Genomic DNA, 21,387 nt, shown 5'->3' with positions numbered 1-21,387 from the left:
GGTCAGGCGTGCCGGCGCAGCCGGTGCTCCAGCCCGGCGCGGACGGCGGGCCACTCGGCGTCGGTCACGGAGAAGACGACGGTGTCCCGCAGCGAGCCGTCGGGCATGCGCCGGTGGTTGCGCAGCACGCCGTCCTGCTTGGCGCCGAGGCGGGCGATCGCCTCGCGCGACTGCCGGTTGTGCCAGTGGGTGCGGAACTCGACGGCGATGCAGCCGAGCACCTCGAAGGCGTGGGTGAGCAGCAACAGCTTGCTGCCGGCGTTGACGCCGGTGCCCTGCGCAGAGCGCGCCGTCCAGGTGTAGCCGATCTCCAGCCGGGGGGCACCGGCATCGACGTTGCAGTAGGTGGTCGCCCCGACCACGGCGCCGTCGGCGTTCCGGCGGACGACGAACGGCAGCATGTCCCCGGTGCCCAGCCGGGTCGCGATGTCGGCCGCCATCGCCTCGGGAGAGGGCACGGACGTGTACCACAGCTCCCACAGCCGCCCGTCGGACGCCGCGGCCACGAGCTCGTCGTGGTGCCCGGCCCGCAGCGGTTCGAGCGTGACCAAGGACCCGGTCAGCGTCACCGGCTCGAGGAAGGCCACCTCAGCGGTCGCGGAGGGCGCGGAGGGCGGTCTTGCGCGCCTCGCCGGTGAGCCGGTCGAGGAAGAGCTTCCCGTCGAGGTGGTCCACCTCGTGCTGGAGGCACCGGGCCATGAGCCCCGAGCCCTCCAGCCGCAGCGGCCTGCCGTGGACGTCGAAGCCCTCGACCACCGCGTGCATCGCCCGCACGGTCGGCGCCCAGATGCCGGGCACCGAGAGGCAGCCCTCGTCGCCGTCCTGCGTCTCCTCGGACAGTTCGACGACCACCGGGTTGACCATGTGCCCGATCACGCCGTCGATGTTGTACGAGAACGCGCGCAGGCCCACGCCGATCTGCGGCGCGGCCAGCCCGGCCCGGCCCGGGTTGTCGACGGTCTCCAGCAGGTCGCGCACCAGAGCGGCGAGGTCGCGGTCGAAGGCCTTCACCTCGTCGCTGGGGGTGCGCAGCACCGGGTCGCCGACTTCGCGGATGGATCGAACTGTCACGCCAGGCAGTCTCTCAGCCCGCGATCAGCGCCCGACGTGCCGCCCGACCAGCACCATCTCGTCGCGGTGCACCACCTCGCGGCGGTGCTCGGGGGCGAGGTCGCCGGTCTTGCGGCCGAGCAGGGCGGGCATCTCCCGCGCGTCGTACGCGACCAGCCCGCGGGCGACGACGACGCCGTCCGGCCCGACGAGCTCGACCGGGTCGTCGGCGAGGAAGTCGCCGGTGACGCCGGTGACGCCCGCTGCCAGCAGGGAGGCGTGCCGTTCGCGGACCGCGCGCACCGCGCCCTCGTCGAGCAGCACCCGGCCGCGGGGACGGCTGGCGTAGCGCAGCCAGAACTGGCGGGCACCGGGCCGGCGGCCCATGGGCTCGAACAGCGTGCCCACCTGCTCGCCCGCCAGGGCGGCGGCGGCCTGCGGGGTGGAGGTGACGACGACCGGGACGCCGGCGTGGGCGGCGATGAACGCCGCCTCGACCTTGGTCGCCATGCCGCCGGTGCCGACGCCGTTGCGCTTGGCGGTGCCGAGCGTGACGGCGGCCAGGTCGTCGGGCGAGCTGACGGTGTGCACCAGCTGCGCCGGGCCGATCCGCGGGTCGCCGTCGTAGACGCCGTCGACGTCGGACAGCAGCACCAGGGCGTCGGCCTGCGCGACGTGCGCCACCAGCGCGGCGAGCCGGTCGTTGTCGCCGAACCGGATCTCCTCGGTGGCGACGGTGTCGTTCTCGTTGACGATCGGCAGCGCGCCGAGCGCGAGCAGTCGCTCCACCGTCTGGTGGGCGTTGCGGTAGTGGCTGCGGCGGGTGAGGTCGTCGGCGGTGAGCAGCACCTGGCCGACCGTGATGCCGTGGCGGGCGAACGCGTCGGCGTAGGTCTGCACCAGGCGCAGCTGCCCGACGCTGGCGGCCGCCTGCGCCGTGGCCAGGTCGCGGGGGCGGCCGACGATCTGCAGCGGGGCCAGCCCCGCGGCGATCGCGCCCGAGGAGACGAGCACGACCTCCCGCCCCCCGGCCCGCACGGCACCCAGGACGTCGACGAGGGCCGTCAGACGGGCGGGGTCCAGCCCTCCGGGCAGCGTGGTCAGCGACGACGACCCGACCTTGACCACGACCCGGCGGGCGCCGGCGATCCGCTCACGGGCGCTCACTGCACGTCGTCCGGGAGCTCGTCGTCGGTCCAGCCGTCCTCGCTGATCTCGTAGGGCGTGCGGCGGGCCTTCTTGGCGGCGAGCCGCTCCTGGGCGCGCACACGGTGCGGCGCGTCGATCCGCGCGTCGGTGCCGCGGCCGCCCAGACCTGCGGACTCCTCGATCGTGAGCGTGCCGGCGGGCAGCGTCGGCACCCAGTCGAACGTGACGCCGCCGATGGTGACGGCGTCGCCCTCGACCGCCCCGGCCTTGGCCAGCTCCTCCTCGACGCCGAGCCGGTTGAGCCGGTCGGCCAGGAAGCCGACGGCCTCGTCGTTGGTGAAGTCGGTCTGCCGGACCCAGCGCTCCGGCTTCACGCCGCGGACCACGAAACCGTCGGTGTACTCGGTGTCGCGCTCGACGGTGAAGCCCGAGTCGTCCACGGCCTTCGGCGTGACCGTGACCCGCGCCGGCTCCATCGGGGGCAGGCTGGCGCGGTGCTCCTCGACGGCGGCGGCGAGCGCGAAGCCGAACTCCCGGAGCCCCTCGCCGGTGGCCGCGCTGACGGGGAAGACGGCCAGCCCGCGCTTCTCGAGCGACGAGCGGACGAGGTCCACCAGCTCCCGGGCGTCGGGCACGTCGATCTTGTTGAGGACGGCGATCCGCAGCCGGCCGACGAGGTCGAGCTCCTCGCCGCCGTACTCCCCGAGCTCGTGCTCCAGCGCCTCGATGTCGCTCTCGGGGTCGCGGCCCGGCTCCATCGTCGCCATGTCGACGACGTGTACGAGGACGGCGCAGCGCTCGACGTGCCGGAGGAACTGCACGCCCAGACCCTTGCCGGTGGAGGCGCCCGGGATCAGGCCCGGGACGTCGGCCATCGTGTAGACGGTGTCGCCGGAGCGGATCACGCCGAGGTTGGGCACCAGCGTGGTGAACGGGTAGTCGGCGATCTTCGGCCGCGCCGAGGACATCGCCGCGATCAGCGACGACTTGCCCGCCGAGGGGAACCCGACCAGGCCGACGTCGGCGATGCTCTTGAGCTCGATGACGGCATCGAAGGCCTCGCCCTCCTCGCCGAGCAGGGCGAAGCCGGGTGCCTTGCGGCGGGCGTTGGCCAGCGCGGCGTTGCCGAGCCCGCCCTTGCCACCCTTGGCCAGCACCACGCGGGTGCCGGCTCCGACCAGGTCGGCCACGACCCGGCCGTCCGGGGTGCTGACCACCGTGCCGGCCGGGACCTTGAGGACCTTGTCCTCGCCCTTGGCGCCGTGCCGGTTGCTGCCCTCCCCTGGCCGGCCGTTGCCGGCCTTCTGGTGCGGGCGGTGGTGGAAGTCCAGCAGCGTGTGGACGCTGGGGTCGACCTCGAGGACGACGTCCCCGCCGTCGCCGCCGTTGCCGCCGTCGGGCCCGCCGAGGGGCTTGAACTTCTCGCGGTGGATCGACGAGACGCCGTGGCCGCCGTTGCCGGCCGCCACGTGCACCACTACGCGATCGACGAATGCGGCCATGTGTCAGCTACCTCTGGAGACGCCACGAGCGCACGGGCCGGCCGGCCCGTGCGCTCGTGAGCGGTTGGATCGAGTGCTCAGGCCTCGACGGCCGAGATGGAGACGGTCTTGCGACCGCGCCGCGTGCCGAAGGTGACCGCACCGGCCTCGAGCGCGAACAGCGTGTCGTCGCCACCGCGACCGACACCCAGGCCCGGGTGGAAGTGGGTGCCGCGCTGGCGGACGATGATCTCGCCGGCCTTGACGACCTGGCCGCCGAAGCGCTTCACGCCCAGGCGCTGGGCGTTGGAGTCGCGACCGTTGCGGGACGACGATGCGCCCTTCTTGTGTGCCATGTCGTCGTCAGCCCTTCTTGATGTCGCGGACCACGACGCTGGTCAGGGGCTGACGGTGCCCCTGCCGCTTGTGGTAGCCGGTCTTGTTCTTGAACTTGTGGATGCGGATCTTCGGGCCCTTGCCGTGCTCGACGATCTCGCCGGTCACGGTCACCGTGGCCAGGGTCGCCGCGTCGCTGGTGACGGTGTCGCCGTCCACCAGCAGGATGGCCGGGAGCGCGACGGTGTCGCCCTCAGCGCCGGCCAGGCGGTTGATCGTGAACGTGTCGCCCACGGCCACCTTGTGCTGGCTGCCACCGGCCTTCACCACTGCGTACACCACTGACTCCTCGTTGCTCTTCTTTGTCTAGCTCTGTGTTCCGGCGCGCAGACCGGAGCGACGCCGGGTGCTGGACGGGCTGCGTTCGCCTGACCCGGCGGCACCCTCGGGCGCCCGCGCGGTGGCGGTGCAACCCGACCAGCGTACCTGAGGCCGTCGCCCCCGGTCGACGTGACCTGGGCTGCGTCAGGAGACCGGCGGTCCTGCCGGGCGGCTGGCCGCCCGGCGACGACGCGGGCGCCCGGTGGTCCCGGCCGGCTCCGGCGCCGCAACCGCCTGCTCCTCGACCGCGGGCTGCTCCGCGGTCGGGGTCTCCGTCTCTGCCTCCGGCTCGACGGCCACCTCGGGGGCGGCCTGCGCGGGAGCCGGCTCGGCCGGCACCTCGGGAGCCGACGCCTCGGCCGGCACCTCCGGGGCCGGGGCCTCGGCGGGGGTCTGGTCGGCGGGCGTCTGCGCACCCTCGGCGTCGGTCCCCGCGATCACCGCGGCGTCCTCGGCGGCGCGCTCCTCCCCCGACTGGCCACGACCGCGGCGTCCGCGGCTGCGCCGCCCGCCGCTGCGGGCACCTTCGGCGGCGTCGCCGTCCCCGGTCTCGGCGACCGGCTCCTCGGGCGCGACGACGGTGTCGCCGGTGTCCTTGGCCTGGTCCTTGTCGGCGGCGTCCCGGGAGCCGGAGCGGTCGCGACGGCCGTTGCCGCCGCCGCCCCCGTTGCTCCCGCCGCCGTTGCCGCCCCCGCCACCGCGGCGCTTCTCGTCCACCGGGTCGGTGTGCACCAGGATCCCGCGACCGCGGCAGTGCTCGCACGGCTCGGAGAACACCTCGAGCAGGCCCTGGCCCACCCGCTTGCGGGTCATCTGCACCAGGCCCAGCGAGGTGACCTCGGCGACCTGGTGCTTGGTGCGGTCGCGGCCCAGGCACTCGGTGAGCCGGCGCAGCACGAGGTCGCGGTTGCTCTCGAGGACCATGTCGATGAAGTCGATGACGATGATGCCGCCGATGTCGCGCAGCCGGAGCTGGCGGACGATCTCCTCGGCCGCCTCCATGTTGTTGCGCGTGACGGTCTGCTCGAGGTTGCCACCCGACCCGACGAACTTGCCGGTGTTGACGTCGACGACGGTCATCGCCTCGGTGCGGTCGATGACCAGCGACCCGCCCGAGGGCAGCCACACCTTGCGGTCGAGGGCCTTGGCCAGCTGCTCGTCGATGCGCAGGTCGTGGAACACGTCGCCGGTGCCGGTGTAGCGGGTCAGCCGGCCGACCAGCTCCGGGGAGACGTGCGCGACGTAGGCCTCGACGGTGTCCCAGGCGTCGTCGCCGGAGACGACGAGCTCCTTGAAGTCCTCGTTGAAGACGTCGCGGATCACCCGGATCGCGAGGTCGGGCTCGCCGTAGAGCAGGGTCGGCGCGCTGCTGGAGGTCTCCGCCTTCTTCTGGATGACCTCCCACTGCGCGGTCAGCCGGTTGACGTCGCGGGTGAGCTCCTCCTCCGAGGCGCCCTCCGCGGCGGTCCGGATGATGACGCCGGCGTCCTCGGGGACGATCTTCTTGAGGATGTCCTTGAGCCGCTGGCGCTCGGTGTCGGGCAGCTTGCGGCTGATGCCGGTCATCGAGCCGCCGGGCACGAACACCAGGAAGCGGCCCGGCAGGTTGATCTGCTGCGTCAGCCGCGCGCCCTTGTGGCCGATCGGGTCCTTGGTGACCTGCACCAGCACCTTGTCGCCGGACTTCAGCGCGGTCTCGATCGAGCGCTGCTTGCCCGAGAGACCCGCGGCGTCCCAGTTGACCTCACCGGCATAGAGGACGGCGTTGCGCCCCTTGCCGATGTCGACGAACGCGGCCTCCATGCTGGGCAGCACGTTCTGCACGCGGCCGAGGTAGACGTTCCCGGCGAAGGACGTCGCCGACGCCTGCGTCACGTAGTGCTCGACGAGGATGTCGTCCTCGAGGACGGCGATCTGCGTCCGCTCGCCGCGCTGGCGGATGACCATCTTCCGGTCGACGGCCTCGCGGCGGGCGAGGAACTCGCTCTCGGTGAGGATCGGCGTGCGACGGCGACCGGTGTCCCGGCCGTCCCGGCGGCGCTGGCGCTTGGCCTCCAGGCGGGTGGACCCGGAGACGCCGCGGACGTCGTCGTCACTGGTCAGGCGGCCGTTGCGACCGGCGCGCTCGGGCCGGTCGTCGTCGTCGGAGTCGTCGCTGCCGGCATCGCCGGACCCGCCGCTGCCACTGCGGCGGCGCCGGCGGCGACGGCGACGGGTGCTGGACGTGCCCTCGGCCTCGTCGGCGTCGCTCTCACCGGAGTCGTCGGAGGAGTCGGCGTCCTCGTCGTCCTCGTCGGCGTCGGAGCTCTCCTCCGCGGAGTCCTCGTCGCCGCTGTCCTCACCGGAGCGGCCACGGCCGCGGCCACGGCGACCCCGGCGCCGGCGCCGGCTCCCCGTGCCGCCCTCCTCGCGGTCCTCGGCCTCGTCGGCGTCGGTGTCCTCGGAGTCGGCGTCCTCGCCCTCGTCGCCGGATTCCTCGGCCTCGGTGGAGGCCGGACGACGGCGGGACCGGCTGCGGCGGGGGCGCGGCGGGGCGACGGACTCGAGGTCGTCGTCCTCGTCGGTGGCCGGCTCGTCGACGGCCTCGGGCTCCACGGCCTCGGCGGGTCGGCGGCTGCGGCGGCGCGGGGCGGGCGGCGCGTCGGCCTCGCTGGGCGCCACGAAGCTCACGAACGCCGGGGCCACCGGGGCGGGCGCGGGGGCCGGGGCCTCGACGGAGTCGGGGTCGGCGGCGATGACCGAGCGGGTGGCGCGGCGCCGCGGGCGGGCGACGACGGCGGTCGGCTCCGGGGAGCTGAAGGCGGTCGCGAAGCGGGGCAGCTCCGGCTCCGGCTCGTGCTCCTCCTCGGGCTCCGGCGCGGGCTCCGCTCCGGCGGCGGCCTGCTCCTCGCCGTCCTCCGGGACCGAGGAGTCCTCCGAGACGGCGGGGACCTCGGTCACCTCGTCGTCCCCGGTCGTCTGGTCGGTGGTGCTGGTGGTGTCGTCATCGGCCACGAGGGCTCGTCTCCTCATGTGCTCCCGGGCGCCGATCGGATGACTGGCGGCCGCGCAGGAGCACGGGTTGGGCGGGGCGGGCCGCCGCACGGGTTTCGGCGGGTGTGGCTCGTCCTGCGGAAGTCTGATGTCGGCCGCCGCGCGGCGGTTGCCGCGGCAGCAGCCGCACTGCGGTGGTGCCCGTCCCGGCCGGGGCCGGTCCGGTGGTGCGGTCTGGCGGTGGTGCGGTGGTCTGGTAGGTCCGTGCCGGGTGGCCCGGATCGGGGCGCGTCACGCCTGGCAGCCGTGGCGCTCGACGGCGGGAGGCCACCGGGGATCCACCTGGTCAGATCGCCGCGTGCTCCCGGAGGGGGCGCGCCGCGCGGTCGGGACCGAGCGGATCGGCCACGGTCCCGGTGTCGTCGAGCCGGCCCTGCGCCTCACGCACGGCCCGGGGGGGCAACGGCGGGTGCAGGTCGGCGACGGCAGCCAGGGCGGCCAACACGTCGTCAGGTCGTACAGCGGGCGTCAGCTGCCGGACGACCATGTGCAGTATGGCACAACCTGCCTCCTCGCCCGCCGACGCGCTGGCGACCGACGCGCGGGCGTCGATGTCCTTGAGGCCGTTCTTGGTGCGCTTGGCCACGGTGACGACGTCGCTGGCCAGGAAGGCGTCGACCGCTGCCGCCAGGTCCTCGGCGTCCACGCCCGGGAGCTCCACCCGCCAGACCGAGGTGTCGATGCGGTCGGCCAGGGACCCGGTGCCCTCGGCCGCCTCCACGCACTCGAGGATGGCCACCTCGTCGGGCAGCGAGGCGTCGAGGGCGGCGCGCACGGCCTCCGGTTCGCAGGCCACGGCCAGACCGATCTCCAGGTACTCGGCCTCGCTCGCCGAACCCGTGGGCGCGGCACCGATGTAGGAGATCTTCGGGTGCGGGCTGAACCCGGCGGAGAACGCCATCGGCACCCGGGCGCGGCGCAGCGCGCGCTCCAGGGTGCGGGCGAGGTCGCGGTGGCTGGCGAATCGCAGCCGGCCCCGCTTGGCGTAGCGGATGCGCAGCTTCTGGACCGTCGGCGGCGGAGGCGGCCCGTCGGGCTGGCGGGCCATCAGACGACGGTGAGCGGGAGCAGGGTGCGCCCGGTCGGGCCGATCTGGATCTCGGTCCCCATGGTCGGGCAGACGCCGCAGTCGTAGCAGGGGGTCCACCGGCAGTCGGCGACCTCCTGCTCGCTCAGGGCCTCCTGCCAGTCCTCCCAGAGCCACTCCTTGTCCAGCCCGGAGTCGAGGTGGTCCCAGGGCAGGACCTCGTGCTCGGTGCGCTCGCGGGTGGTGAACCAGTCGAGGTCGACGCCGAACGGCGCGAGCTCCTCGGCGGCCGCCTGGGTCCAGCGGTCGAAGGAGAAGTGCTCGCTCCAGCCGTCGAACCTCCCGCCCTCGCGCCACACGCGCTCGATGACCCGGCCGACGCGGCGGTCGCCGCGCGACAGGAGGCCTTCGATCACGCCGGGCTTGCCGTCGTGGTAGCGCAGGCCGATCGAGCGGCCGATGCGGCGGTCGGCGTTGATCGCCTGGCGCAGGACCCTCAACCGGTGGTCGATGGTCTCGGCGCTGGCCTGGCTCGCCCACTGGAAGGGCGTGTGCGGCTTGGGCACGAAGCCACCGATGGAGACCGTGCAGCGGATGTCCTTGCGGCCGCTGGCCTCGCGGCCGGCGCGGATCACCTCGACGGCGAGCTCGGCGATCTCGAGGACGTCCTCGTCGGTCTCCGTCGGCAGGCCGCACATGAAGTAGAGCTTCACCTGCGTCCAGCCGTTGGCGTAGGCCGTGGTGACCGTGCGGACGAGGTCCTCCTTGGACACCGTCTTGTTGATCACCCGGCGGATCCGCTCGCTGCCGCCCTCGGGGGCGAACGTGAGGCCGGAACGCCGTCCGTTGCGGGACAGCTCGTTGGCGAGGGTGACGTTGAAGGCGTCGACCCGGGTCGACGGCAGGCTCAGGCTGACCTTCGAGTCCTCGTAGCGGTCGGCCAGCTGCTTGGCGAGCTGCCCGATCTCGGAGTGGTCGGCGGAGCTCAGCGAGAGCAGCCCGACCTCCTCGTAGCCGGTCGACTTCAGGCCCTGCTCGACCATCGAGCCGATGCCGGTGATGGTCCGCTCGCGCACCGGGCGGGTGATCATCCCGGCCTGGCAGAAGCGGCAGCCGCGCGTGCATCCGCGGAAGATCTCGACGCTCATCCGCTCGTGGACGCTCTCGGCCAGCGGCACGATCGGCGTCTTCGGGTACGGCCATTCGTCGAGGTCCATCACCGTGCGCTTGCCGACCTTCGCCGGGACGTCGTCGCGCAGGCGGAGCACCTCGGCGATGGCGCCGTCCGCCCCGTAGGTGACGGCGTAGAAGCCGGGGACGTAGACGCCGTCGACGCGGGCCAGGCGGGCGAGCAGCTCGACGCGGCCACCGGGCCGCCCCTGCGCCTTCCACGCCTTGACGACGTCGGTGATGTCGCCGACGACCTGCTCGCCGTCGCCGAGGACGGCGCAGTCGACGAAGTCGGCGACCGGCTCGGGGTTGAAGGCGGCGTGCCCGCCGGCGACGACGACCGGGTGGGTCTCGTCGCGATCCCTCGCGAGGATCGGCACGCCGGCGAGGTCGAGCGCCTCGAGCAGGTTCGTGTAGCCGAGCTCGGTGGCGAAGCTGACGCCGAGCAGGTCGAAGTCGCGGACGGCGCGGTGCCCGTCGACGGTGAACTGCGGGACGCCGTTCTCCCGCATGAGCGCGGCGAGGTCCGGCCACACGGCGTAGGTGCGCTCGGCCAGGGCATCGGGGCGCTCGTTGAGCACCTCGTACAGGATCATCAGACCCTGGTTGGGCAGCCCCACCTCGTAGGCGTCGGGGTACATCAGCGCCCAGTGGACGTCGGCGTCCTCCCACGGCTTCACCTGGGAGTTCAGTTCACCGCCGACGTACTGGATCGGCTTCTGGATCTGCGCCAGCAGCGGTTCGAGGCGGGGGTACAGGGTCTGACCAGTCATGACCGCTCCAGGGTAGCCGCCCCCGTGCCGCCTGGATCCCGCGCCGAGTGGCCGGACGACAGCGACTCCCGAGGGCACGCCGTCAGCAGTTGGGCGTGAACGGCGCCGCCGCCACCGCCGAGGACCGCCACGTACCCCGCGACGCCGAGAGCCGGAAGGTATAGCTCGTGCCGTTGACGAGCGGGCCGTTGGTCACGGCCTGGGTGGCCACGCCCGGCACCGCCGGCTGGGTCACCTGCCCGCCGCCGCCGACCTGGCGGGTCAGCTCGTAGCCGTCGGCCCACGAACTGGAGCTCTTCGTCCACGAGAGGTTCGCCGAGGGCGTGTCGGCGACGCGCTCCAGGACGACGGCCTGGGCGACCCAGCGCGAGCTCGTGGCGGCCGTGGCGCTGCGCGTCGGGGTGGACCCCGGCCCGGCGAACGTCTCGCCGGCTGCCCGGATGCCCACGTGCACGGTGTCGCCGGAGCCTGTCGCGTCCCCGTAGAAGTCCGTGGCCCCGGGAGCGGGGTCCAGGGGTCCCTGCGTCTTGCTGAACAGGTGCACCACCTGCACGCCGGCGTTCGAGGTGCCCACCGATGGCGTGGTCGCCGTGAAGGAGCTGCCGACGGCGTCGGCGAACGGGGGCGTGACGGGGCGGACGCCGCGAAAGGCCGTCACGCCGCCGGCGAACAGCACGGCGGAGCCGCTGTTGGGATGCCTGAAGACTGCACCGGGTTCGCCGGTCGCGGCCACCTTCCAGAAGACGGCCGAGGTCACGCTGCCCGAGTTGGTGCTCTGCCCCACCAGGGCCCAGCCGCTCGGCGCGGTGAGCGTCTGGACGCCGTCGTGGTAGGCGACGTGCGCCAGGAGGAAGTCCCCCGCCGTCGTGCCGGCCGGCATCGGCAGGGCCACCGACGCCGTCCCGGTGCCCGTCGAGGAAGCGCGGCGCGTGACCGCCGGCGCTGCGGCGCAGCTCTGCGTCACCGTCAGGCCGGACGGCGGTTGCAGCTGCCGAGTGGCCAGCTCGTCCCCGACGTTCGACGTCGTCGCCGAGAAGGCCGCGCGGGTGCCGTCGAGGGCCGCCGGCGCGAGGACGAGGGCCAGCGCGGCGAGCCCGGCGGCGAGGGCGCGCAGACCTCGCCGGGTACCGCGTCGTGCTCGCACACCCACCTCCTGGCTCCGCCCGTCCCGGTGGTCCGGGGGGTCCTCCCTCCCATGTCGGCAGAAAGCTGCCCTGGGTTGAGCGGCGGCTCGGGTCAGCCGATCACGGACGCCGACCGCAGCGGCGGCGGGACCGGGACCGCCCGCACGTCGAGCGGGCGGACGTCGTCCCAGCTGTCGGGGCCGTCCACGCCGTCGCCGCCGGTGACCGGGCCCTCTCGGCCGGCCACGCGCGCCTGGTCACGACCGCCCTCCTTCGCGGCGTAGAGCGCCGAGTCGGCGGCGGCCAGCAGCTCCGGGCCGGTGGACCCGTGGGCAGGCCAGTGGGCGATCCCGAGGCTGGCGGTGATCGTGCGCGGGCCCTCGACACCGCGGAGGACGGCGCGCACCCGTCGGGCGGCGCTGACGGCGTCCTCCTCGGTCGCCCCGGGCAGCAGCAGCACGAACTCCTCGCCGCCGTAACGGGCGACGAGGTCGCCCTGCCGGGTGCACTGCTTCAGGGCCGCGCCGACCCCGCGGAGCACGTCGTCACCGGCGAGGTGGCCGTAGGTGTCGTTGAGGCTCTTGAACTTGTCCAGGTCGAGGATGATCACGGCGAGCGCCGCATCGGTGCGGCCGGCGAGCGCCATCTCCCGGGTCAGCGCGACGTCGAAGGCGCGCCGGTTGGCCACCCCGGTCAGGCCGTCGGTCAGGGCGCTGCGCTGCAGCTGCTCGAGCAGGGCGACGCGGGCCAGGGCGGTGGCAGTGTGCGCCACCGCCTGCTCCACGACCGCCACCCGGCGCTGCTCGATCCGGGACCCGGCGCGTGCGTCGTTCCGGAAGACCAGCGCGCCGGTGCCCTGGCCCTCGATGGAGAACGGCACCGCGACCACCCGGGGGGCCCCGTCGAGCACGTCGTCCACCCACGGGTCCGGGGCGCGCATCGCGGCGAGCATCGTGGTGCCCATCGCCGTCACCACGTCGATGAGCGATCCCGAGCCGGGTTCGGCCACGTCCCGCAGCACCTCGAGCGGCTCGTCCTGCCGCTTGCGGATCGTCAGCGTGGCCGCCTCGGCGTCGCCGGCTCCCAGCCGGCACTGGACGGCGGCGAGCGTGGCGTCGCCCGCGTCGAGCGTGAAGTCCAGGAGCGCCTCGGCCACCTCCACACCGGTCTCGGCCTCGTGCAGTGCCGCCGACAGGCGGCGCAGCACCGCTTCGTCGTAGCGCCGGCGGCGCAGCTCCCGCTCGTTCACGCCGGCCAGGACCGCGGTGGTGACGGCGATGATCCACACGACCGCGAGGAAGACGCCGTAGCGGAGCTTGTCGAACTCGGTGCCAGGACCGCCGGACGGCACCACCTCGGTGGTCACCGCCTCGAGCAGGCTCATGACCACGAGGGAGTGCCAGAACGCCATCTTCAGCCCGGTGCGGAAGGAACCCACGAGGGTCACCGCCAGCACGTGCAGCGCGATCACGTACACGACGGGGCCGGTGAGGCCGCCCGTCAGGTACAGCGCCCACCCCAGGTAGACGGCGTCCAGCGTGATCGGCACGGTCATGGCGGCGACCGCCCAGCGGCGCCCCTTGCGCGATCGCCACTGCAGCAGCAGCCCGCTGAGCAGGAGCAACGCACCCGGGACGGCGAGCACCGCAAGGGACCGCTGGCCGCGGTCGCCGGTGACCAACCAGGCCACCAGTGGCAGCACCACGACGCCGATCCGGACCACCAGCAACCACCGCAGCCGGTCGGCCAGCGGCACCATCTCCATCGCCTGTGCGGGCGCTGTCATGTCGTCTCCGTGGGGGGTGGCCCGGGGAAGTCGCGGTATTCGGACAGCTCCTCGCGCACACGCGCGAGAGCCAGCTTCGGGTCACGGCGATCCAGCCGGCCCTGCAGGAAGAGGAAGGCGGCGACGACGCCGACCAGCGCCAGCGGGTACTGCCCGTCCTGGGCCACTGCCTGGACCGTGCGGGCGACGTCGGCGGCCACCTGACCGGCCGCCGCGAGGGCGGCCTGCACCGCCGCTGCGGGGCCGGTCTCCAGCGGCGGCGCCTCGACGACGCGCTTGCTCCCGCCGTCGGCGGGGGGCACCGGTGCCGACGATGCGGGCGCGGACGGCGACGTGGACGGCATGACCTCCGTCGTCCCGTCGGCGGGCGCGCCGGAGGTGGAGGTCGCCGCTGCCGTGCTGTTCGCGGTACGGGAGGGCGTGGGAACGACGGTCGCCGGGGGCGCCTCCGTCGTGGGCGGGGCGACGGTCGTCGGCGGCACGGGTGCGGGCGGCAGCGCAGGTGGGGGCGGCGGAGCCGCCTCGGTGAACGCCCAGCGAAAGGTGGCGGAGGTGCTGAGGCTCGCGGCTCGGGGGTCGTCGAGCACCGTCACGGTGAAGCGGTACACGCTGCGCTGGGTCACCGCCGGGCGCCAGCCGGTCGCGATGCCGGGGCTGCCCGTGGCCGGGAAGGAGTCGAGCGTCCCGTTCCAGAGCACGGCGCCGGTGAAGGAGCCGCAGGTGCCGCCGGAGGGCACGGTTCCCCTCTCCACCCACATCTGCAGGTATGGGGACAGGCCGCCGGCCGTCACGTCCGCGCTCAGCGACACCTCCGTGGCCGGGTCGACCGAGCCGTCGGCCGTGAGCCCGACGCACGCGGACTCCACCCGGCCGGGGCTCAGGCCGGCGGAGGAGAACAGCGCGGCGCCGCCGGCGTCATCGACGAGGCTGACCGCGGAAGCTCCCGCTGTCGGCGCGGTCGCCGTGGTCGCGAGCCGGACGGACCCGAGGGCCAGGAGCAGGAGCAGCAACCCGACCGCCGCGGAGACCGCCCATCGCAGGCGTGGCCGGCGGGCGTGGCTGACGGGTGGCGGGTGCACTGTTCCCCTCCCCTCCTGTGGTCGAGACGGCCGGTCTGGCGAAGCTGCGCACGGCAGGTCGCACCGCCCCTGTCTTCGACAGCCGGACGGCCGCGCTTGAGCTGGACGCCGGGTGGATCGGGATCGCCGCCACGACGGCGGGCGGCGTCTGCCGCCTCGGTCGGGCGGCCGGGACGGGTGGGAGTGCGCGCGGGAGGGGGCGTTGCGGGGCTCGCTGCGCTACCGGGACCGGTGGGAGCCGGCGGACGGACGATGCTTCCCGGACGAGATCGGGGTCCGGGACGGGCGGGATGTCCCAGACGGTGGGGGCGTCCGGGTCGACGCCCAACTGCTCCGGCTCGTCGCCCGGCTCGCCGCCGGCCGCACGTCGCCGGCCCGCCCTGCTGGCGAAGACCGCAGCGGCGACCAGGACACCGGCAGTCAGCGCGAGAGCGCCGTGCCGTCCCTGCAGTCGCCAGAGCGCCGGCAGTCCCACCCACGGCACCCGGAGCACGGCCAGACCGAGGACGTCGGCCGGATCGGGGTGCACGCTGTCGTCGGACTGGTTGGCGTCGCCGCGGGTGACCAGCCGGCCCTCCTCGTCGAAGGACACCAGCCGGTGCAGCAGCAGGCCGCCGGGCACCTCCGGGTCGTGGACGAGCAGGACCTGGCCGGTGCGCAGCTCGGCGGCCGTGACGGGGTGGGTGACCACCACGTCGCCGGGGTTGACCCGGGGGGCCATCGAGCCGCTGGTCACCACGTGCGCGGAGTAGCCGGCCGCGAGCGGGGCGAGCGCGGCCAGGACGAGCCCGGTCAGCACGACGAGGCCCAGGACGACAACCACGCGAGCCACCTGCCGCACCCGGCCCGGGCCCGACGCCGAACGGCGTTCTACCCGGGTCACGGGACGTTCCGCGCTTCCCAGGTGAAGGTGGCCGTCGACCGGGTGCTCTGGGCGTCGTTGTCGTCGACCACCGAATAGGTGATGCGGAAGGTGAGCGAGGTGCCGCCCGACACGGCGCTGCCCACCGGGAGCCCGCGGGCGTAGTCGGGGCTGGCGGTCTTGAGGGCGGCCAGGGTCTTCGTCTGGTCCGCGGACCCGAGATCGGCCGAGGCGGTGTTGACGAGGAAGGTCGGCGTCGACGTGGGGGTGAAGCCCGCGGTGCAGTCCGGGGCCACCGTCGTGCCGGCCGGGACGTCCTGCCCCTGCTCCACGCTCATGACCAGGTACGGGTCGAGCGTGACCGCGCCGGCCGTCGGGGTGGTGACGTACAGGCGGATGTCGGCGGTGAGGTCGCCGGTGTAGTCGACCCGGATGCACCGCGAGCCGGTGGACCCGGGCTGGAGGGCACCGTCGCTGGTCGAGTCGAACAGCGCCGAAGCACCGTCGGAATCGGAGATGGCGACGCTCCCGGCCTGCCACGTGTTGCCGGCGTTGTCGGTGGTCGCGGTGAAAGCCGCCGCCGTGGACTGCCAGACGAGGGCGCCGGCCAGCAGCAGCCCCACCGGCACGGCGGGCAGCAGGGAGCGCAGCGCGGCAGACCTGGTGCGCACGACGCCCCCTCGGGCTTCGAGGCCCCTGGGGTGGGGCCGACACCACGCCATCGGGCGGCGTCGGCACCCCCCGTAGCCGGCCGGGAAGCCACATCCCCCGGACGGGTGAGTGGCGCCCGCCACCCACCCGCCGGAGGACCGGAGCTCAGCCCAGGTCGGGGAAGAAGAGCGTCACCTCGCGCTCGGCGGACTCGGGCGAGTCGGAGCCGTGCACGATGTTGTTCTGCACCTCGAGGGCGAAGTCGCCGCGGATGGTGCCCGGAGCGGCCTTCACCGGGTCGGTGGCGCCGGCGAGGGCGCGGAACGCCTCGATGGCCCGCGGACCCTCGACCACCAGCGCCATCAGCGGGCCGCCGGTGATGAACTCGACGAGCGAGCCGAAGAAGGGCCGCTCGCGGTGCTCGGCGTAGTGGGTCTCGGCGGTCTCCCGGGTCAGCGTGCGCAGTTCGGCAGCGACCAGTCGCAGGCCCTTGCGCTCCAGGCGGGTGATCACCTCACCGACGAGGCCACGGGCGACGCCGTCGGGCTTGACGAGGACGAGAGTGCGTTCGGTCACGGGGCGGCAGCCTACGGGGTGGGCGCCGCTCCCCCGTCGCCGTCGTCGGGAACCTGGGTCCGAGGTGCCCCGAAGGGGGTGCCCAGCAGCTCCCGCCGGATCTGCAGCAGGTAGAGCCAGATGAGCACGAACGCCCCGGCGACGAACCACATGACGGGGTTGAGCAGGCCGGTGAGGAGCAGCGGCACCTGCAGGACCGTGCCGATGAGCACGCCCCGCTCCCGCCGCTGCACGCCCGACGACAGGATCAGCACGACGGCGAGCACGACCAGGTAGGTCAGCTCGACGCCGGTCAGCCCGTCGCCGTCCTGGGCGATGCCGCGCGGGACGAACAGGGTGGCGATGCCCTCGAGCACCAGGATGGCCGCGCCGGCGCCGCCCAGCGCCCGGCCCGCCCGGACCGGGTCGGGGGCGGTCACGCGCCCCTCCGCGCCATGAGCGTGCGAGCCTCGCCGGCGGTGATGACGCTGCCCGTCACCAGCACGCCCGACCCGCCCAGCGCGTCGTCGGGACCGGCCTCCGCCAGCTCGATCGCCTCGGTGATCGCCTCCCCGAGGTGCGGCTGCACGCTGACCCGGTCGGCCCCGAAGATCTCGACGGCGAGCGCACCGAGCTCGTCGGCGGGCATCGCGCGCGGCGAGCTGTTCTCGGTGACCACCAGCTCCGCGCAGACGTCCTCGAGCGCGGCGAGGATCCCGGCGACGTCCTTCCCGGCCACGCAGCTGACCACGCCGACGAGCCGGGTGAAGTCGAAGGACTCCGTGATCGCGTCGACGGTCGCGGCCATGCCGGCCGGGTTGTGCGCCGCGTCGACCAGGACCGTCGGGCTGGTGCGCACCCGCTCCAGCCGACCGGGCGAGCGGACGTTCGCGAACGCGGCCCGGACCGTCTCCTGCTCGATCGGCCCGGTGGCGGCGCCCGCCCCGAGGAACGCCTCGACGGCGGCCAGCGCGAGGACGGCGTTCTGCGCCTGGTGCGCACCGAACAGCGGGAGGAAGACCTCCTCGTACTCGCCGCCGAGGCCCTGCAGGCGCACCTGCTGCCCGCCGACGGCGACCCGCCGCTCCAGCACGCCGAACTCGGTGCCCTCGCGGGCGACGACGGCCTCGACCTCGACCGCCCGGCGGACCAGGGAGTCCAGCGCCGCCGGCTGCTGGTGGGCCAGCACGGCGATCGAGTCGGCCTTGATGATCCCGGCCTTCTCCCCCGCGATCGTGCCGACGTCCGGCCCGAGGTACTCGGCGTGGTCGAGGTCGACCGGGGTGACGACGGCGACGCGCGCGTCGGCCACGTTGGTGGCGTCCCAGCTGCCGCCCATGCCGACCTCGATGACGGCGACGTCGACCGGGGCGTCGGCGAACAGCGCGTAGGCCATGCCGACGGTGACCTCGAAGAAGCTCATCGGGTGCTCGCCGGCGGCGTCGACCATCTGCACGTAGGGGGCGATGTCGTCGTAGGTCTCGACGAACCGCTCGGCGCTCACCGGCTCGCCGTCGAGCACGATCCGCTCGCGGATCTCCTGCAGGTGCGGGCTGGTGAACCGGCCGACGCGCAGGCCGAACCCGCGCAGCAGCTCGTCGATCATCCGCGCCGTCGACGTCTTGCCGTTGGTGCCGGCCACCTGGATCACGGGCATCGCGCGGTGCGGCGAGCCGAGGAGGTCGACGAGGGCGGTGATGCGGGTCAGGGACGGCTCGAGCCGGTTCTCCGGCCAGCGGGCCAGCAGCTCCTTCTCGACCCGGGCCATGTCACCGGTGCTGCTGTTCACGTCTCCCAGGATGCCAGGGGCGCGCCGCCTCCCTACCGGGCGACCGCGCTGCCGGCGTGCATCCAGTCCCGCGGCGGCTCGGTCTCGACGACCCGCTTCCCGAGCGGGAAGAGCCCGACGGCGGCCAGCTTGAACGAGGCGACGCCGAACGGGATGCCGATGACCGTGAGGCAGAAGCCGATGCCCGCGACGACGTGGATCACCGCCAGCCACCACCCCGCGACCAGGAACCACAGCAGGTTGCCGACGGCCGAGGCGACCCCCGCTCCGGGGGCGCGCACCGTGGTGCGCCCGAAGGGCCACAGGACGAAGCCGGCCAGGCGGAAGGAGGCGATGCCGAAGGGGATCGTGACGACGAGGAGGCAGGCGAGCACACCGGCGAGCAGGTAGGCCAGGGCGAGCAGCCACCCCTGGAACACCAGCCAGACGAGGTTGAGCAGCAGGCGCAGCGAATCCACGTCCCCCTCACGGACGACACCGCCGCCGTGTTCCCTGGGCATGGCCGGAACCTCGTTGCGACCGGTTCCTAGGATGCGGGGCATGGTTGCCGACATCTCCCGCCCGGACCCGACGTCCCCGGGGACCGCTGTCGGCGTACCCGAGAAGCCCTCGATCGACGGGCTCGAGGAGAAGTGGGTCGCCCGGTGGGCGGCCGAGGACACCTACGCCTTCGACCGCGCGTCGGCGCTCGCCGGTCCGCGCGAGCGGATCTGGTCGATCGACACGCCCCCGCCGACGGCGAGCGGCTCGCTGCACGTCGGGCACGTGTTCAGCTACACGCACACCGACTTCGTCGCCCGCTACCAGCGGATGCGCGGCCGGCACGTCTTCTACCCGATGGGCTGGGACGACAACGGCCTGCCGACCGAGCGCCGGGTGCAGAACTACTTCGGCGTCCGGTGCGACCCGTCGCTGCCCTACGACCCGTCGTTCGAGCCGCCGGAGAAGCCGGCGAAGGACCAGCTGCCGATCTCCCGCCGCAACTTCGTCGAGCTGTGCATGCGGCTGACGGAGGAGGACGAGGCGGAGTTCGAGAAGCTCTGGCGCCGCGTGGGCCTGTCGGTGGACTGGTCGAACGTCTACCGGACGATCTCGGAGTCCTCCCGCGCGACCGCCCAGCGGATGTTCCTGCACAACCTGGCCCGTGGGGAGGCCTATGCGCAGGAGGCCCCGACTCTCTGGGACGTCACCTTCCGCACCGCGGTCGCCCAGGCCGAGCTCGAGGACCGGGAGCGCCCCGGCGCCTACCACCGGATCGGGTTCTCCAGCCGCGAGGGCGTCGTCCACATCGAGACCACCCGGCCCGAGCTGCTGCCGGCCTGCGTCGCCCTGGTGGCCCACCCCGACGACGAGCGGTACCAGCCGCTGTTCGGCAAGACGGTGCGGACGCCGCTGTTCGACGTCGAGGTCCCGGTGGTCGCGCACCGCCTCGCCGAGCCGGACAAGGGCTCGGGCATCGCCATGATCTGCACGTTCGGCGACCTCAACGACGTCACGTGGTGGCGCGAGCTGCAGCTGCCGACCCGGGCGATCATCGGCTGGGACGGCCGCCTGCTGGCCGACCCGCCGCCCGGTGTGCCCGCCCGCCCCTACGACGAGCTGGCCGGCAAGACGGTGTTCAGCGCGCAGCAGCGGATCGTGGAGCTGCTGAAGGAGGCCGGCCACCTCGACGGCGAGCCGAAGCCGATCACCCACCCGGTGAAGTTCTTCGAGAAGGGCGAGCGCCCGCTCGAGATCGTCACCACGCGGCAGTGGTACATCCGCAACGGCGGCCGGGACGCCGACCTGCGCGACGCGCTCGTCGCCCGCGGCCGCGAGATCCAGTGGGTGCCCGAGCACATGCGCCACCGCTACGACAACTGGGTCGAGGGCCTCAACGGCGACTGGCTGATCAGCCGGCAGCGGTTCTTCGGCGTGCCGTTCCCGGTCTGGTACCGGCTCGACGAGTCGGGTGAGCCGATCCACGACGACCCGATCCTCGCGCCCGAGTCGGCGCTGCCGGTCGACCCGTCCTCCGACGTCCCCGAGGGCTTCACCGAGTCGCAGCGGGGCAAGCCGGGCGGTTTCATGGCCGACCCCGACGTCATGGACACGTGGGCGACCTCGTCGCTGTCGCCGCAGGTCGCCTCGGGCTGGGACACCGACCCGGAGCTGTTCGCGAAGGTCTTCCCGATGGACCAGCGGCCGCAGGCGCACGACATCATCCGGACCTGGCTGTTCTCCACCGTCGTCCGCGCGCACTTCGAGCACGGGACCGTGCCCTGGTCGCACGCCACGATCTCGGGCTTCGTGGTCGACCCCGACCGCAAGAAGATGTCGAAGTCGAAGGGCAACGCGACCACGCCGATCGACGTCCTCGAGCGCTACGGCACCGACGCGGTCCGCTGGCGGGCTGCCGGAGCGCGGCCGGGTGCGGACTCCCCGTTCGACGAGGCGCAGATGAAGGTCGGCCGCCGGCTGGCCATGAAGATCCTCAACGTCGGCAAGTTCGTCCTGGGGCTGGGCGCCGGTGACGTCGACCTGGCGTCCGCGGCGGACCGGGTCACCGAGCCGATCGACCAGGGCCTGCTGACCGCGCTGGCCGGGGTGGTGGACGAGGCGACGGCCGCGATGGAGGCGTTCAACTACACGCGGGCCCTCGAGGTCGCCGAGACGTTCTTCTGGTCGTTCTGCGACGACTACGTGGAGCTGGTGAAGTCCCGCGCCTACCGGACCGGGGCGGACGCCGAGTCCGCGCAGGCAGCGCTCGCGCTGGCGCTGGCCGTGCAGCTGCGGCTGTTCGCGCCCGTGCTGCCGTTCGTGACCGAGGAGGTCTGGTCGTGGTGGCGGGCGGGCTCGGTGCACCGCGCGCCGTGGCCGGTCGCCTCCGAGCTCCCGGCCGGCGGCAACCCCGCGGTGGTGACCGCGGCCGCCGAGGCGCTGGCGGGGGTCCGCAAGGCGAAGTCGGACGCCAAGGTGTCGATGCGCGCCGACGTCGAGACCGCGACGGTCATCGCCGCCGAGGACCAGGTGGCACACGTCGAGGCGGCCCGGACCGACCTGATCGACGCCGGCCGCATCGCGACGCTGTCGGTGGTGGCCGGGACGGGCCCGCTCACCGTCGCCGTCGTCCTCGCCCCGCCGGCCGAGGACTGACCGGGT

Annotated in this window: 19 protein-coding genes; 1 reads left to right on the top strand and 18 read right to left on the bottom strand. The window is 73.8% G+C overall.

Annotated features, from left to right (window positions below; all coding sequences use genetic code 11):
• Window positions 1-2 precede the first annotated feature (2 nt).
• The 18 genes from DCS98_RS11090 to DCS98_RS11010 form a co-directional block, all read right to left on the bottom strand.
• Window positions 3-587, bottom strand: a complete 585-nt coding sequence (locus tag DCS98_RS11090; RefSeq protein ID WP_116451407.1) for a GNAT family N-acetyltransferase — start codon at window positions 585-587, stop codon at window positions 3-5.
• 1 nt (window position 588) lies between these two features.
• Window positions 589-1,071: a peptide deformylase gene (gene def / locus DCS98_RS11085; RefSeq protein ID WP_116451406.1), complete on the bottom strand. Its 483-nt coding sequence runs from the start codon at window positions 1,069-1,071 to the stop codon at window positions 589-591.
• A 24-nt stretch (window positions 1,072-1,095) separates the two neighbouring features.
• Window positions 1,096-2,217 (bottom strand): glutamate 5-kinase, encoded by a 1,122-nt coding sequence (proB, locus tag DCS98_RS11080; RefSeq protein WP_116451405.1) that lies wholly within the window; start codon window positions 2,215-2,217, stop codon window positions 1,096-1,098.
• A complete protein-coding gene (obgE, locus tag DCS98_RS11075) occupies window positions 2,214-3,701 on the bottom strand; it encodes a GTPase ObgE (protein WP_116451404.1) in 1,488 nt (495 codons plus the stop codon). Before obgE ends, proB begins: the two co-directional genes overlap by 4 nt.
• A gap of 77 nt (window positions 3,702-3,778) precedes the next feature.
• Window positions 3,779-4,036, bottom strand: a complete 258-nt coding sequence (gene rpmA, locus DCS98_RS11070) for a 50S ribosomal protein L27 (RefSeq protein WP_091379203.1) — start codon at window positions 4,034-4,036, stop codon at window positions 3,779-3,781.
• Window positions 4,037-4,043: 7 nt separating this feature from the next.
• Window positions 4,044-4,355 (bottom strand): 50S ribosomal protein L21, encoded by a 312-nt coding sequence (rplU, locus tag DCS98_RS11065; RefSeq protein ID WP_116451403.1) that lies wholly within the window; start codon window positions 4,353-4,355, stop codon window positions 4,044-4,046.
• Between the two features lie 186 nt (window positions 4,356-4,541).
• The gene (locus tag DCS98_RS11060; RefSeq protein ID WP_241037579.1) at window positions 4,542-7,391 is read right to left on the bottom strand and encodes an Rne/Rng family ribonuclease; all 2,850 of its coding nucleotides are present in this window, start codon (window positions 7,389-7,391) and stop codon (window positions 4,542-4,544) included.
• Window positions 7,392-7,716: 325 nt separating this feature from the next.
• Window positions 7,717-8,478 carry a TIGR03936 family radical SAM-associated protein gene (locus DCS98_RS11055; RefSeq protein WP_116451401.1) on the bottom strand — a complete coding sequence of 254 codons (762 nt, stop codon included), beginning with the start codon at window positions 8,476-8,478 and terminating at the stop codon, window positions 7,717-7,719.
• Complete coding sequence (locus tag DCS98_RS11050; RefSeq protein ID WP_116451400.1) at window positions 8,478-10,400, bottom strand: TIGR03960 family B12-binding radical SAM protein; 1,923 nt, start codon at window positions 10,398-10,400, stop codon at window positions 8,478-8,480. The genes DCS98_RS11055 and DCS98_RS11050 overlap by 1 nt, the downstream gene beginning before the upstream one ends.
• A gap of 82 nt (window positions 10,401-10,482) precedes the next feature.
• Window positions 10,483-11,544 carry a hypothetical protein gene (locus DCS98_RS11045; protein ID WP_116451399.1) on the bottom strand — a complete coding sequence of 354 codons (1,062 nt, stop codon included), beginning with the start codon at window positions 11,542-11,544 and terminating at the stop codon, window positions 10,483-10,485.
• Between the two features lie 92 nt (window positions 11,545-11,636).
• Window positions 11,637-13,310: a GGDEF domain-containing protein gene (locus tag DCS98_RS11040; protein WP_116451398.1), complete on the bottom strand. Its 1,674-nt coding sequence runs from the start codon at window positions 13,308-13,310 to the stop codon at window positions 11,637-11,639.
• The gene (locus tag DCS98_RS11035) at window positions 13,307-14,320 is read right to left on the bottom strand and encodes a hypothetical protein (RefSeq protein ID WP_116451397.1); all 1,014 of its coding nucleotides are present in this window, start codon (window positions 14,318-14,320) and stop codon (window positions 13,307-13,309) included. The genes DCS98_RS11040 and DCS98_RS11035 overlap by 4 nt, the downstream gene beginning before the upstream one ends.
• On the bottom strand, window positions 14,226-15,221 hold the full coding sequence (locus tag DCS98_RS22990; RefSeq protein ID WP_164704512.1) for a signal peptidase I: 996 nt from the start codon (window positions 15,219-15,221) through the stop codon (window positions 14,226-14,228). Before DCS98_RS22990 ends, DCS98_RS11035 begins: the two co-directional genes overlap by 95 nt.
• A 47-nt stretch (window positions 15,222-15,268) precedes the next feature.
• Window positions 15,269-15,922 carry a hypothetical protein gene (locus tag DCS98_RS22985; RefSeq protein ID WP_164704511.1) on the bottom strand — a complete coding sequence of 218 codons (654 nt, stop codon included), beginning with the start codon at window positions 15,920-15,922 and terminating at the stop codon, window positions 15,269-15,271.
• A 145-nt stretch (window positions 15,923-16,067) separates the two neighbouring features.
• The gene (gene ndk, locus DCS98_RS11025) at window positions 16,068-16,478 is read right to left on the bottom strand and encodes a nucleoside-diphosphate kinase (RefSeq protein WP_116451396.1); all 411 of its coding nucleotides are present in this window, start codon (window positions 16,476-16,478) and stop codon (window positions 16,068-16,070) included.
• An 11-nt stretch (window positions 16,479-16,489) separates the two neighbouring features.
• Entirely contained in the window at window positions 16,490-16,897 is a 408-nt protein-coding gene (locus DCS98_RS11020) for a DUF4233 domain-containing protein (RefSeq protein ID WP_116451395.1), read from the bottom strand.
• Window positions 16,894-18,246, bottom strand: a complete 1,353-nt coding sequence (locus DCS98_RS11015; protein ID WP_241037577.1) for a bifunctional folylpolyglutamate synthase/dihydrofolate synthase — start codon at window positions 18,244-18,246, stop codon at window positions 16,894-16,896. The genes DCS98_RS11020 and DCS98_RS11015 overlap by 4 nt, the downstream gene beginning before the upstream one ends.
• A 32-nt stretch (window positions 18,247-18,278) precedes the next feature.
• Window positions 18,279-18,746, bottom strand: coding sequence for a YccF domain-containing protein (locus DCS98_RS11010; protein ID WP_116451394.1), 468 nt, complete (start codon window positions 18,744-18,746; stop codon window positions 18,279-18,281).
• Window positions 18,747-18,786: 40 nt separating this feature from the next.
• Between DCS98_RS11010 and valS the strand changes: the two genes are divergently transcribed.
• On the top strand, window positions 18,787-21,381 hold the full coding sequence (gene valS / locus DCS98_RS11005) for a valine--tRNA ligase (RefSeq protein WP_116451550.1): 2,595 nt from the start codon (window positions 18,787-18,789) through the stop codon (window positions 21,379-21,381).
• The last annotated feature ends 6 nt before the right edge of the window (window positions 21,382-21,387 follow it).

The sequence above is a fragment of the Blastococcus litoris genome, assembly GCF_003075095.1.
Taxonomy (GTDB): Bacteria; Actinomycetota; Actinomycetes; order Mycobacteriales; family Geodermatophilaceae; genus Blastococcus_B; species Blastococcus_B litoris.
The sequence above is the reverse complement of the archived record's forward strand: the minus strand, read 5'-3'. Positions and strand labels throughout refer to the sequence as shown.

What these genes read in the sequence shown, in the direction of transcription:
- valS (WP_116451550.1), top strand. Translation starts at nt 18,787, where the DNA reads ATGGTTGCCGACATCTCCCGCCCGGACCCGACGTCCCCGGGGACCGCT.
- DCS98_RS11040 (WP_116451398.1), bottom strand. Translation starts at nt 13,310, where the DNA reads ATGACAGCGCCCGCACAGGCGATGGAGATGGTGCCGCTGGCCGACCGG.
- rpmA (WP_091379203.1), bottom strand. Translation starts at nt 4,036, where the DNA reads ATGGCACACAAGAAGGGCGCATCGTCGTCCCGCAACGGTCGCGACTCC.
- obgE (WP_116451404.1), bottom strand. Translation starts at nt 3,701, where the DNA reads ATGGCCGCATTCGTCGATCGCGTAGTGGTGCACGTGGCGGCCGGCAAC.
- DCS98_RS11050 (WP_116451400.1), bottom strand. Translation starts at nt 10,400, where the DNA reads ATGACTGGTCAGACCCTGTACCCCCGCCTCGAACCGCTGCTGGCGCAG.
- DCS98_RS11010 (WP_116451394.1), bottom strand. Translation starts at nt 18,746, where the DNA reads ATGCCCAGGGAACACGGCGGCGGTGTCGTCCGTGAGGGGGACGTGGAT.
- DCS98_RS11055 (WP_116451401.1), bottom strand. Translation starts at nt 8,478, where the DNA reads ATGGCCCGCCAGCCCGACGGGCCGCCTCCGCCGCCGACGGTCCAGAAG.